This is a genomic window from Pseudomonas shirazensis (genome assembly GCF_014268785.2).
Classification (GTDB): Bacteria; Pseudomonadota; Gammaproteobacteria; order Pseudomonadales; family Pseudomonadaceae; genus Aquipseudomonas; species Aquipseudomonas shirazensis.
The window spans coordinates 718,734-730,999 of record NZ_JABWRD020000003.1 but is presented as its reverse complement, the minus strand read 5'-3'; the positions used below and the strand labels follow the sequence as shown (position 1 = coordinate 730,999).

10 protein-coding genes are annotated in these 12,266 nt (G+C 62.6%); 5 read left to right on the top strand and 5 right to left on the bottom strand.

Annotated features, from left to right (window positions below; genetic code table 11):
- Positions 1–247 precede the first annotated feature (247 nt).
- Positions 248–1,513: an MFS transporter gene (locus HU736_RS19260; RefSeq protein WP_186701035.1), complete on the top strand. Its 1,266-nt coding sequence runs from the start codon at positions 248–250 to the stop codon at positions 1,511–1,513.
- On the opposite strand, the gene HU736_RS19255 is transcribed toward HU736_RS19260, so the two are convergent.
- Positions 1,490–1,996 (bottom strand): GNAT family N-acetyltransferase, encoded by a 507-nt coding sequence (locus HU736_RS19255; protein ID WP_186701034.1) that lies wholly within the window; start codon positions 1,994–1,996, stop codon positions 1,490–1,492. The two genes, HU736_RS19260 and HU736_RS19255, sit on opposite strands and share 24 nt — an antisense overlap.
- A 203-nt stretch (positions 1,997–2,199) precedes the next feature.
- On the opposite strand from HU736_RS19255, the gene HU736_RS19250 reads away from it, so the two are divergent.
- Complete coding sequence (locus HU736_RS19250) at positions 2,200–3,495, top strand: NCS2 family permease (RefSeq protein WP_186701033.1); 1,296 nt, start codon at positions 2,200–2,202, stop codon at positions 3,493–3,495.
- The gene (gene trmA, locus HU736_RS19245; protein ID WP_186701032.1) at positions 3,492–4,577 is read left to right on the top strand and encodes a tRNA (uridine(54)-C5)-methyltransferase TrmA; all 1,086 of its coding nucleotides are present in this window, start codon (positions 3,492–3,494) and stop codon (positions 4,575–4,577) included. Before HU736_RS19250 ends, trmA begins: the two co-directional genes overlap by 4 nt.
- Positions 4,578–4,733: 156 nt before the next feature.
- Here the strand turns inward: trmA and pcaG are convergent, their stop codons facing one another.
- Together pcaG and pcaH are read right to left on the bottom strand one after the other, a co-directional pair.
- Positions 4,734–5,339 (bottom strand): protocatechuate 3,4-dioxygenase subunit alpha, encoded by a 606-nt coding sequence (gene pcaG / locus HU736_RS19240; RefSeq protein ID WP_186701031.1) that lies wholly within the window; start codon positions 5,337–5,339, stop codon positions 4,734–4,736.
- An 11-nt stretch (positions 5,340–5,350) separates the two neighbouring features.
- The gene (gene pcaH / locus HU736_RS19235) at positions 5,351–6,070 is read right to left on the bottom strand and encodes a protocatechuate 3,4-dioxygenase subunit beta (protein WP_186701030.1); all 720 of its coding nucleotides are present in this window, start codon (positions 6,068–6,070) and stop codon (positions 5,351–5,353) included.
- Positions 6,071–6,269: 199 nt separating this feature from the next.
- Here pcaH and ypfJ point away from each other — a divergent pair, with 199 nt between their 5' ends.
- Together ypfJ and HU736_RS19225 are read left to right on the top strand one after the other, a co-directional pair.
- Entirely contained in the window at positions 6,270–7,154 is an 885-nt protein-coding gene (gene ypfJ / locus HU736_RS19230) for a KPN_02809 family neutral zinc metallopeptidase (RefSeq protein ID WP_103438564.1), read from the top strand.
- Between the two features lie 255 nt (positions 7,155–7,409).
- Complete coding sequence (locus tag HU736_RS19225; RefSeq protein ID WP_186701029.1) at positions 7,410–9,329, top strand: methyl-accepting chemotaxis protein; 1,920 nt, start codon at positions 7,410–7,412, stop codon at positions 9,327–9,329.
- A gap of 64 nt (positions 9,330–9,393) precedes the next feature.
- Here the strand turns inward: HU736_RS19225 and ggt are convergent, their stop codons facing one another.
- Positions 9,394–11,061 (bottom strand): gamma-glutamyltransferase, encoded by a 1,668-nt coding sequence (gene ggt / locus HU736_RS19220; RefSeq protein ID WP_186701028.1) that lies wholly within the window; start codon positions 11,059–11,061, stop codon positions 9,394–9,396.
- Positions 11,062–11,300: 239 nt separating this feature from the next.
- On the bottom strand, positions 11,301–12,197 hold the full coding sequence (locus HU736_RS19215) for a LysR substrate-binding domain-containing protein (protein ID WP_186701027.1): 897 nt from the start codon (positions 12,195–12,197) through the stop codon (positions 11,301–11,303).
- Positions 12,198–12,266: the final 69 nt, after the last annotated feature.

Here is a 12,266-nt window from a genome sequence, read left to right as displayed (position 1 = left end):
TCGATTGCAGGGATTCACGCCGCACGGGCCGATCAATGCATTTGCAACGATTGACCCAGATCAATGGCTGTATCCAGCATAGCCCCGAATCCCGCCCCAGGGCCTGTGGCTGGATGCCGCGTGGCGCATTGCCCCACCCTCTTCCAGGCAGCGACAAAAGGTGCTTGATCAGGGCTTGTGCAACTCTTTGTTACAAACAGATGATAGGCTGCTGGACCCCGAGTTCCTTACAGGTCGCAGGCTGCCGATGTCCGATTCTGCCCCGCTGTTGTTGCGTCACCACCGCCCGTTTCTCGCGTTCTGGCTGGCCCGCGTGTTTACCGCGAGCGGCTTTCAGATGCTCACCGTGGCAATCGGCTGGCAGCTCTATCAGCTGACCGGCAACGTGCTCGATCTGGGCCTGGTCGGCCTGGTCGAATTCGCCCCGCGGGTGTTGTTCATGCTGCATACCGGGCACGTGGCCGACCGCTATGACCGGCGCCGGGTGGCAGCGCTGTGCCAGAGCCTGCAAGCGCTGATTGCGCTGGCACTGGTGCTCGGCAGTGCCAGCGACAACGTCAGCCGTGAGCTGATCTTCTGCCTGGCCTTCCTGCTCGGCGCCGCACGTTCGTTTGAAATGCCGGCGACTCAGGCCCTGCTGCCAAACGTGGTCCCGCCCGGACTGTTCCCGCGGGCGGTGGCGGCATCGGCATCGGCGACCCAGGCCGCCACTATCGTCGCCCCTGCGGTCGGCGGCTTGTTGTATGCGTTGGGCAGCATCTGGGTGTACGGCCCGACCGTGGCACTGTATGTGATCGCCTGCGGCCTGACCCTGAGCCTGGATGCCCGCCAGCAGGTCCAGCAGCGCGGCCGGGCAACGCTGGAGTCTCTATTGGCCGGGATACGCTTCATCCGTAGCCGGCCGGACATCCTCGGTGCCATCTCGCTGGACCTGTTCGCCGTGCTGCTGGGCGGCGCCACCGCTTTGCTGCCGGTCTTCGCCAAGGACATCCTGTTGACCGGTGCCTGGGGCCTGGGCCTGCTGCGCTCGGCACCGGCGGTCGGCGCACTGTTGATGTCGCTCTGGCTGGCGCGCTTCCCGTTCGAGCGCAAGGTCGGCCGGACCATGTTCACCGCAGTCGGCGTGTTCGGCGTGGCCACCATCGCCTTTGGCCTGTCGACCTCGTTCTGGTTCTCGCTGGCGGTGCTGGTGGTGCTGGGCGCGGCAGACATGATCAGCATGGTCATCCGCAGCGCCTTCGTGCAGCTGGAGACGCCTGACGAAATGCGCGGCCGGGTCAGCGCAGTAAATGGATTGTTCATCGGGGCTTCGAACCAGCTCGGAGAGTTCGAATCGGGCGTTACCGCGCACTGGCTGGGCACCGTGCCGGCTGTGGTGCTGGGTGGGGTTGGCACGCTGGTGGTGACCGGGGTGTGGATAAAGTTGTTCCCGACCCTGGCCAACCGCGATCAACTGCACAGCCAGCCGGTAGCAGAAGTGCCAGCGGCGTCAGCCGCACCGATCAAAGGTTGACCCCGCCAGCAGCAGGCTCATCTGCTGCTCGTAGCCGACCCGGGCGCGAAAGCCGTTGCCGCTTTCGCGCCAGCCGGTTGCACCGTACAAGGCCAAAGCGCCGAGGTTGGCGCGGTCCACTGACAACTGCAGGCGCCTGATATCAGGCCACATCGTGTGCAAAAGAGCCGGTAGCGCCTGCATGCAAAAGCGCCCAAGGCCCTGCCCCTGAAACCTGCGGTCGACCTGTAACGCAGTCATCATCGCTGCATCAGGCTGGCCCCAGGCGGGCAGAAATGCGCCACGCTGAAGCAGCAGAAACGCTCTGGGCACATCATCGAGCAACAGCGCAACGCCGCGGCGCTGATCAGAGCCGCAACCGAGCAACAGATACAAGGCATCCGCCACGTCACCCGCAAAGCACTGCTGCTCTGACGGCAGCTGGATCTCCAGCAGTTGCCCACGCTGAACCGGGGTTAGCTGCGAGTAGTCAATCAGCTGCACAGCGTCATCTCGGCGGCGGCCGTCTGGGTGATCGGCACTGAATGCGCAGTGTATCGCGACATTGATTACCGCTCAGCAAGCATGCTGGTATGATGCGCGGCTTTTTTCTACCCCAGATAAAACCACGGCATCCGGTACGGTCTGTGCTTTGCTGATGAGGTCGATACATTAACGGCGCCCCGGGGGCGTCTTTGGGAGCGGGCATGCTGGAAAGGCTGTTTCAACTAAAAGCACACAACACAGACGTGCGCACCGAGATGCTTGCGGGCGTGACCACGTTCCTGGCCATGGCCTACATCCTCTTCGTCAACCCGAGCATCCTCGGCGAGACCGGTATGGACAAGGGCGCGATCTTTGTCGCGACGTGCCTGGCTGCGGCCATCGGCTCGGCGACCATGGGCCTGATCGCCAACTACCCGATCGCACTGGCGCCGGGCATGGGCCTGAACGCCTTCTTCACTTACACCGTGGTCCTGCACATGGGCCATACCTGGCAGGTGGCGCTGGGTGCGGTGTTCATCTCGGCGGTGTTGTTCTTCCTGCTGTCGATCTTCCGCATCCGCGAGTGGATCGTGAACAGCATTCCGCTGCCGCTGCGCTCGGCGATCGCCGCCGGTATCGGCCTGTTCCTCGCGCTGATTGCGCTGAACAATGCCGGCATCGTCGTTGATAACCCAGCCACCCTGGTTGGTTTGGGCGATCTCAAGAAGCCTGCTCCGGTGCTCGCTGCGCTGGGCTTCTTCCTCATCGTCGCGCTGGAAGCGATGAAGGTTCGCGGTGCAGTACTGATCGGCATTCTGGCCGTCACAGTAGCCTCGATCCTGATGGGCGTGACGCCGTTTGCCGGTGTAGTCTCGATGCCGCCATCACTGGCGCCGACCTTCCTCCAGCTGGACATCGCTGGCGCTCTGGATGTGGGCCTGGTCAGCGTGATCTTTGCTTTCCTGTTCGTCGACCTGTTCGATAACTCCGGCACGCTGATCGGCGTGGCCAAGCGCGCGGGCCTGATGAGCAAGGATGGCCACATGCCGAAAATGGGCCGTGCGCTGATCGCGGACAGCACCGCGGCCATGGCCGGCTCGCTGCTGGGTACCTCGACCACCACCAGCTACATCGAGTCGGCAGCAGGTGTAAGCGCCGGTGGCCGTACTGGCCTGACCGCCATCGTGGTCGCGGTGTTGTTCCTGCTGGCGCTGTTCTTCGCGCCGTTGGCCGGCAGTGTGCCGGCCTTCGCCACCGCACCGGCGCTGTTGTTCGTCGCCGTGCTGATGGCCTCGGGCCTCGCTGAAATCAACTGGGACGACGTCACCGAGGCCGCCCCTGTGGTGGTGACTGCCCTGGCCATGCCGCTGACCTACTCGATCGCCAACGGCATCGCCTTCGGCTTCATTGCCTGGACCGCGATCAAGCTGCTGTCGGGCCGCCGCCAGGACCTGAACCCGGCGCTGATCATCCTGTCGATTCTGTTCGTTATCAAGCTGGGCTGGTTCAACGCATGAGTTCTGTTTTCGATCCATCTGCCTACCAAAGCCTGCTGGCGCCAAAGGTCGCGCGCCTGCGCGAGCTGCTGGCGCCGTTCAGCGCGCCCGAGCCTGTGGTGTTCGAGTCGCCGCGCGAGCATTACCGCCTGCGCGCCGAGTTTCGCCTGTGGCGTGAAGACGGCCAGCGTCACTACGCCATGTTTGCCCCGGGCGAAAAGCACAAGGCGATCCTGATCGAGGATTTCCCGATTGCCAGCCAACGCATCAATGCGCTGATGCCGCGCCTGAAAGCGGCCTGGCAGGCGAGCGAGACGCTGAGCAATCGGCTGTTCCAGGTGGAGTTCCTGACCACCCTGGCCGGCGACGCAATGATCACCCTGTGCTACCACCGCCCGCTCGACGATGAGTGGGAAGCTGCCGCCCGCGAGCTGGCCGCCGAGCTCGACGTGAGCCTGGTCGGCCGCTCCAAAGGCAAGCGCTTGGTAATTGGCCGTGACTATGCGGTGGAAAAACTCGACGTCGCCGGCCGCACCTTCAGCTACCGCCAGCCCGAGGGTGCTTTCACCCAGCCCAACGGCGCGGTCAACCAGAAGATGCTCAACTGGGCCTTTGAGGCCATCGGCGAGCGCGACGACGACCTGCTCGAGCTGTACTGCGGCAACGGCAACTTCACCCTGCCGCTGGCAACCCGCGTACGCCAGGTGCTGGCCACCGAGATCAGCAAGACCTCGGTCAATGCCGCCTTGCACAACCTCGACGAAAACGGCGTGGATAACGTGCGCCTGGTGCGCCTGTCGGCTGAAGAGCTGACCGAGGCACTGAACGAAGTGCGCCCGTTCCGACGCCTGCAGGGCATCGACCTGAAGAGCTATCAGTTCGGCACAGTGTTCGTCGACCCGCCGCGCGCGGGGATGGACCCGGATACCTGCGAGCTGACTCGACGCTTCGAACGCATTCTGTACATATCCTGCAACCCGGAAACCCTGGCGGCCAATATCGCTCAGTTGCACGATACACACCGGATCGAACGCTGCGCCCTGTTCGACCAGTTCCCCTATACCCACCATATGGAAAGCGGTGTGCTGCTGGTCCGACGCTGAACCGACGTCTGCCGGGGCTGCAATGCTTCGGCACGGCCAACCCACCCGCAGCGCTTGCAACTGAGCAGCCCGGCAGGCTAGCAGTGCGATGTGCTGATACCGGCGCCAGCGAGGCTTTTGGGGGCCTCGCTGGCGTAAGCTAGCTTCAGGCTTGTATCAGAAGTCGAAGAACACCGTCTCGCCTTCGCCCTGAATCCGCATGTCGAAGCGATAGGCAGTCTTGCCGTTGACTTCGCAGCGTTTGGCAATCAGCGTCTCGCGCCGTTGCGGCTGCTCGATCAGGTTGAGCACCGGGCACTTGGCGTTGGCCTCGGCTTCGTCATCAAAGTACAGCCGCGTATGCAGTTGGATATTGATGCCGCGGGCAAACAGGCTGATGTTGATGTGCGGCGCCATTGGCACGCCGGCGGCATTCTTGACCACACCCGGTTTGACCGTGTGCAGCGTCCAGTCACCGGAGTCGAAGGTGGTGGCGGTACGGCCAAAGCTGTTGAACGGGTTTTCCAGGTTGTACTGATCCTGGTACTGGCCGTCGGCATCGGCCTGCCACACTTCCAGGAATGAATCACGCACCAGATGGCCATTGCCATCGTAGACCTGACCGATCAGCAGGATGTGCTCGCCGGCGGCTTCAGGGCGCGCCAGGCTGTTCCAGATTTCGGTCGGCCGAACCGGGTTGCCCGCTACTTGCAGGGCCAGGCCGATGTGCACGTAAGGGCCGGCAGTCTGCGACGGGGTTTCCGGCAGCAATTCGATTGGCATGTCGCGGCTCCTCAGCGGTTTTCGAAGTGGGTCTGGCGCTGACCGCGCAGAACGATGTCAAAACGGTACGCCAGGCAATCCATCGGATTGGCGTTGCTCATGTCGAGCTTGGCAATCAGTTGCTGCACCGCTTGCGGGTTGGCGATCGACTTGACGATCGGGCACAGCGGGATCAGCGGGTCACCTTCGAAGTACAGCTGGGTAATCAACTTGGTCGAGATCGACGGGCCGCTGATCGAGAAGTGAATGTGTGCCGGCCGCCAGTCATTCGGGCCGTTGCGCCATGGGTACGGGCCGGGCTTGATGGTGCGGAAACTGTAATAGCCCTCGCGGTCGGTCAGGGCCCGACCGACACCGCCGAAGTTGGGGTCCAGCGGCGCCAGGTAACGGTCGTTCTTGTGGCGGTAACGACCGCCGGCGTTGGCCTGCCACATTTCCACCAAGGTGTTTGGCACCGGTTTGCCGTACTGGTCGATCACTCGGCCGGCGACGATGATGCGCTCGCCGATCGGCAGGCCACCGTTGTCGAAGTTGAGCAGCAGGTCGTTGTCATGCTGGCCAAAGCCCAGGTGAGTGAAGTCCGGGCCGGTGCTTTCACTGATCGACTGCGGGATGCTGACCAGCGCCTGGCGCGGCGAGCGGGCAATCGACGTCTTGTAATCTGGGGTCAGCGCTTTCGGGTGCCAGTTGCGATCACGGATCACAAAGCGGCTGGTGTCCTCGGCAGGCATACCGGTGTTCCTCTTATTGGAGTTGTGCGAGCGCCCGTGCGTGGCGGGCGGACTTGCAGTTTCCGATAGCCTGAATGGGATGAATATTGAAATCAGCGGTCTTAGCCATAACTGTTTGGTTATGCCTTGCAGCGTGCCTGCACAAGGCAGCAGCACTGAACTAATCTATACCCTCAACCTCGCGGTTTGGAGAAGCTCGATGGAATGGCGAAAAGGTCGGCGTAGCGACAATGTGGTCGATGCTCGCGGTGCAGGCGGCGGCGGTGGCGGCGGCATGCGCTTTGGCGGCGGCAAGGGGCTGGGCCTGGGCGCCATCCTGCTGATCGTCGGCATCGGCTGGATGACCGGCCAGGACCCGCTGCAGATTCTTGGCCAACTGACCGGGCAGATGCAGCAAAGCGCGCCGGCCAACGTCGAAGGCAAGGCGCCGCCGGCCAATGATGATCAGGCAGCGTTCGTCGCCTCGATCCTGGGTGACACCGAAGACACCTGGAAGGCGCTGTTCGCCCAGGCCGGCAAGCAATACCGTGACCCCAAGCTGGTGCTGTTCAGTGGCCAGGTCAATTCGGCCTGCGGCTTCGCCTCCTCGGCGGTCGGGCCGTTCTACTGCCCGGCTGACCAGCGGGTGTACCTGGACATGACCTTCTTCCGCGAAATGGAAACGCGCTTTGCCGCCGCCGGCGACTTCGCCCAGGCCTATGTCATCGCACACGAGATCGGCCATCATGTGCAGACGCTGCTCGGCGTCTCCAATCAGGTCCAGGCCGCTCGCCAGCGTGGGCAGAAGATGGAAGGTGACAACGGCCTGCTGGTGCGTCAGGAATTGCAGGCCGACTGTTTTGCCGGGGTCTGGGCCTATCAGGCGCAGAAACGCCTGAACTGGCTGGAACCGGGTGACATCGAAGAGGCGCTTAACGCCGCCAACGCCATCGGTGATGACCGCTTGCAACAGCAAGGCCAAGGTCGCGTGGTGCCGGATTCGTTCACCCACGGCACGTCGGCGCAGCGCGTACGCTGGTTCAAGACCGGCTTCACCGACGGTGACGTCAACCGCTGCGATACCTTCAACGCACGCACGCTGTAACTCCCCGCCAATCCGCATTCAATAACGCCTCTTGAGCCCTTTTTTTGCGCTCAGGAGGTGTCGTTGAATGCGCCGCTTTTTAACGCCAATGCCGCAGTAAAACCCTCGGATTTTCAAACAGTTATAAATCTGCTGAAAAAGCGTTTCAGCTACCTCGTTTTCAGCCGATAACTCATGCACGAATCAGCGGGCCCCAGGAAGAATAACGCCAGCGATTGACAACAACTGAGCGAATAATCTTTATGGAGTGCGTGCATGAACAGTTGGTTTGCCAACATCAGCGTCAACCTCAAACTGGGCCTGGGCTTTGGCCTGGTTCTGCTCTTGACCGGCCTGCTGGCCCTGACCGGCTGGAACAGCCTGGGCAGCTTGATCGACCGCAGTAACTGGATGAGCGACATCAGCCAGCTCAACAAAGACCTCACCGACCTGCGCATAGCACGTCTGCAGTACATGATCGCCAACGGCGATGACGCCGCTGCGGCCAACACCCAGACCAAACTGGACACCTTCAGTGCCCAGCAGCAGCGCTTGGTGGCCTCGTTCAAGAGCCCTGAAAACGTCAAGCTGCTCAACGAGCTGGGCGCGATCATCAGCGACTACAAACTGTCGCTGAGCAAGATGCGCGCGGGCTACAAGACCACCCTCGCCAACCGCGAGAACATGAACCAGACCGCCGCCAAGGCCGATCAGATCCTTGATGCGATCAGCCGCGACGTGCTGGCCCAGCCGGAAGTCGACAGCGTACGCCTGGCCCAGTATCAGGCCATCAGCAAGACGCGTCAGCAGTTGCTGCAAGTGCGCGTCGATGTACGCGGCTACATCGCTGACAACAGCGCGGCCAATGAACAGGCCGCCCTGCGCCAGCTCGACGCGGCCCTGGTCGAGATCGACAACCTCAAGCGCCAGCTACCCAACGAAAGCACCCGCCTGCAACTGTTCGACCAGAGTGTGCAGGCTTACCGCTCTGCCGTGCGCGACTTCCGCGACGCCACCGCCGCCATCGCCGTGGCCCGTGCCGAGATGACCGTACAAGGTGCCGACATCGTCAAACGCAGCGACGCCCTGTACAAGATCCAGCTCGAGCGCCGCGACATCGAAAGCGACCAAGCGCGCAACCTGCAGATCATCTCGACCCTGCTGGCGTTGTTGGTTGGTGTGTTCGCCGCGATCATCATCACCCGCCAGATCACCCGCCCGCTGCGCGAAACCATGGACGCCGTCGAGCGTATTGCCGGTGGCGACCTGTCCAGTGAGCTGCGGGTCACCCGCCGTGACGAGTTGGGCGTGCTGCAACAAAGCATCAGCCGCATGGGCAGCACCCTGCGCGAGTTGATCGGTGGTATTCGTGATGGCGTCACGCAGATTGCCAGCGCCGCCGAAGAGCTGTCGGCCGTGACCGAGCAGACCAGCGCGGGTGCCAACAGCCAGAAAGTCGAGACTGACCAGGTTGCCACTGCCATGCACGAGATGGCTGCGACCGTGCAGGAAGTCGCCCGCAACGCTGAACAGGCTTCGCGCGCGGCAACGGGTGCCGATGATGAAGCGCGTGCCGGTGACCGGGTGGTGGGCGAGGCGATCAACCAGATCGAACGCCTGGCCGACGAAGTCCAGCGCTCGACTGACGCGATGAACCTGCTGCAGCAGGAAAGCCAGAAAATCGGCAGTGTCATGGACGTGATCAAGTCGGTTGCCGAGCAGACCAACCTACTGGCATTGAACGCGGCCATTGAAGCCGCCCGCGCTGGTGAAGCCGGGCGTGGTTTTGCCGTGGTCGCCGACGAAGTGCGCGGCCTGGCGCAGCGTACGCAGAAGTCCACCGAAGAGATCGAAGAGCTGATCGCCAGCCTGCAGAACGGCACCCAGCAAGTGGCCAACGCCATGCTGGGCAGCCGCAACCTGACTGAAAGCAGCGTCGAGCTGGCGCGCAAGGCCGGTGGTTCGCTGGAGAACATCACCCGCACTGTGTCCAACATCCAGTCGATGAACCAGCAGATCGCCGCAGCCGCCGAGCAACAGAGCGCGGTTGCCGAGGAGATCAGCCGGAGCATTCTCAATGTACGCGATGTGTCGGAACAGACAGCCGCAGCCAGTGATGAAACCGCCGCGTCGAGCGTCGAGCTGGCACGCCTTGGCAGTCATCTGCAGACGCTGGTAAGCAAGTTCCGCGTTTGACCGCTGCCTTGTGAACTGCTCAGCCCGGCCAGCGCAACGCTGGCCGGGCTGAGCAGCGCTGGCGTTACTTGACGATCAGGCCAACACCACGACCGCGCGGGTCGGAGGCGGTTTCAAGCTTGCCATCGGTGACGCGAATGGCCTGGATATCGCCCATCTCCCAGCCCTGATCCTCAAGCACATAGCCCATCTTTTTCAGCTCGTCGGCGACCTTGCCGGTCAACGGTGCATAGCTGTCGAAGTAGATAGTGTCCTTGGGCAGCAGCTGGTGATGCACGCGCTGCGCTGCAACAGCCTTGGCCAGCGGCATGTTGTAGTCGTAGAGGTTGTTCATCACCTGGAAGATCGAGGTGAAGATGCGCGAGCCGCCCGGCGTACCGATGACCAGGCTGACCTTGCCGTCGCGGGTCACCAGGCTTGGGCTCATCGACGACAGCATGCGTTTGCCCGGAGCAATCGCGTTGGCATCGCCGCCGACCACGCCAAAGGCATTGGCGGTACCGGGCTTGCTGCTGAAGTCATCCATCTCGTCGTTGAGCAGGAAGCCTGCGCCCTTGACCACCACACCACTGCCGTAGTCGAGGTTGAGGGTGTAGGTGTTGCTGACCGCGTTGCCCTGTTTGTCGACGATCGAGAAGTGCGTGGTTTGATGCGGCTCCAGCCCCGGGCGGACCTTGTCGGTGGCGGAAATGACGGTTGGGTTGACCTGCTCGGCGCGTTTTTTCAGGTAGTCCTTGGCCACCAGCTTGTCTACCGGTACCTCGGTGAAGGCCGGGTCGCCAAGATAGTCGGCGCGGTCGGCGAACACGCGCTTTTCAATCTCGGCCAGCAGGTGGATGTAGCGCGCCGAGTTCTGCTCGACGCCCTTGAAGTCTGCCGCGCGGTTTTCCTTGATCCCGAGCAACTGCGCCAGCGCTACGCCGCCTGAGCTTGGCGGTGGCGCGGTGTAGACCACGTTGCCGCGCCAGTCGATGGCCATCGGCTCGCGCCAGAGGGCTTTGTAGGCCTTCAGGTCGTCTTTGCTGATCAGGCCGTTATCGGCCTTCATCTGCGCAACCAGCAGGTCGGCGGTCTTGCCTTGATAGAACTCGCTGACGCCTTTGTCGGCGATGCGTTCGAGGGTCTGCGCCAGCTCCGGCTGCTTGAACAGCTCGCCGACTTTCATACTGCCGAAATAATCGTTGAAGTTGGTAGCGGTCTTGAACAGGCCTTGGGCATCGTCGCGATACTGGTACTGCTTCTGGGCGATCTTGAAGCCGTTGTTGGCGTAACCGATGGCCGGAGTCAGCAGCTCGCTCCAGGGCAACTTGCCGAACTTATGATGCGCCTCCCACAAGCCCATTACTGTGCCTGGTACACCAGCGGCGCGCACGCCGACCAGGCTGAGGTTCTCGATGACCTCGCCTTTTTCGTCTAGGTACATATTGCGGGTGGCCGCCTTGGGCGCCACTTCGCGGTAGTCGAGGAAGTACGCTTTGCCGTCCACGTACAGGGTCATGAAGCCACCGCCGCCGATGTTGCCGGCTTCTGGATAGGTGACTGCCAGGGTGAAGGCAGTGGCCACGGCGGCATCGACGGCGTTGCCGCCTTTTTTCAGGATATCGGCGGCGACCTGTGCGCCATATTGATCGGGCGCGGCCACTGCGCCGCCTTCAAGAGTCACCGCGAAGGCCGACGAACAGCTCAGGATCGCGGCCCCGAGGGCCATGGACTGGAACATGACGAGACGCATGAGCACTTCCTTGGTGTTGTTTTTGTTGATCACTTATTAACACTGAAGCTTTTTGACTAAGCAAATGCAGCAGGCGCAGGACGACGTCATTGCGTTATTTGTGTCGTTTTTGGAACGGTTCCTACTAGGCGAGATTGCCGGGGCCGCGTCAGCCTGAGTGGACGCCGTCGGCATAGGAGCGGCCTTGTGTCGCGAAAGGGTCGCGTAGCGGCCCCAGCAATGCCAGACAGTGACCCTGCTCAGCAGGCATACGCCGCCAGCTTGGCCTGGATGAAATCAAGGAAGCACTGAATCCGCAGCGCCAGCTGGGTGTTGCGGTAGTAAACCGCATGAATCGGCTGCCGGTACCCATTGTTGGCCTCGTTCAACAGCACCTGCAGGCGCCCGGCGCGGATGTCTTGGTGGGTCATGAAGTGCGACAGGCAGACGATACCCTGCCCGGCCAGCGCCAGCTGACGCAAGGTCTCGCCACTGGATGCGGTCAACTGCGGGCGGATTCGCCAACTGTCGCCGTCGGCGTGGCGCAGCGGCCATTGGTTGAGGCTGTCGACGGAGCTGAAGCCGAGCAGGCAGTGCTCGCTCAAGTCACTGACCTGGTGCGGCACGCCGTGGCGTTGCAGGTATTCGGGGCTGGCCAGAATCTGGATCGGGCTGCAGCCCAGCGAGCGCGCATGCAGGCTGGAGTCGGCCAGCTCGCCGATGCGGATGGCGACGTCGGTGCTTTGCTGGAGCAGGTCTATGATCAGGTCATCGGTGTTCAGCTCCAGCTCGATGGCCGGGTACAGCGCGCGAAACTCAGCGATCCAGGGCACGATCGCGTGCAGCATGAACGGTGCTGCGGCGTTGATGCGCAGGCGCCCCGACGGCGTCTGCCGGTGCAGCGACAGGCGCTCTTCGAGCTCGCTCATCTGTTCGAGGATGGTCCGCGCGTGCAGTACAAAGAACCGCCCTTCTTCGGTCAGGTCCATGCGCCGCGTGGTGCGGTTGATCAGCGTGGTGCCGAGCTTGCCTTCCAGCCGCGCCAGGGTGCGGCTGACCGCAGACGGGGTTTGCCCGAGTTGCTCGGCAGCGGCGGAAATCGAGCCGCAGTCGATCACGCTGACGAATACCTGGAGTTCTTCTGAGCGGGTTTTCACGGCAGTGCCTGGGCCAGGATGAGGCCTGGATTGTCGGCCGTTTATTGCCGGGCAGGCAACTGCCGCGGC

Bases quoted from the DNA above. Each gene is read 5' to 3' on its own strand.
- pcaH (WP_186701030.1), bottom strand. From the start codon at position 6,070: ATGCCTGCCGAGGACACCAGCCGCTTTGTGATCCGTGATCGCAACTGG.
- HU736_RS19225 (WP_186701029.1), top strand. From the start codon at position 7,410: ATGAACAGTTGGTTTGCCAACATCAGCGTCAACCTCAAACTGGGCCTG.
- HU736_RS19250 (WP_186701033.1), top strand. From the start codon at position 2,200: ATGCTGGAAAGGCTGTTTCAACTAAAAGCACACAACACAGACGTGCGC.
- pcaG (WP_186701031.1), bottom strand. From the start codon at position 5,339: ATGCCAATCGAATTGCTGCCGGAAACCCCGTCGCAGACTGCCGGCCCT.
- ggt (WP_186701028.1), bottom strand. From the start codon at position 11,061: ATGCGTCTCGTCATGTTCCAGTCCATGGCCCTCGGGGCCGCGATCCTG.
- ypfJ (WP_103438564.1), top strand. From the start codon at position 6,270: ATGGAATGGCGAAAAGGTCGGCGTAGCGACAATGTGGTCGATGCTCGC.
- trmA (WP_186701032.1), top strand. From the start codon at position 3,492: ATGAGTTCTGTTTTCGATCCATCTGCCTACCAAAGCCTGCTGGCGCCA.
- HU736_RS19260 (WP_186701035.1), top strand. From the start codon at position 248: ATGTCCGATTCTGCCCCGCTGTTGTTGCGTCACCACCGCCCGTTTCTC.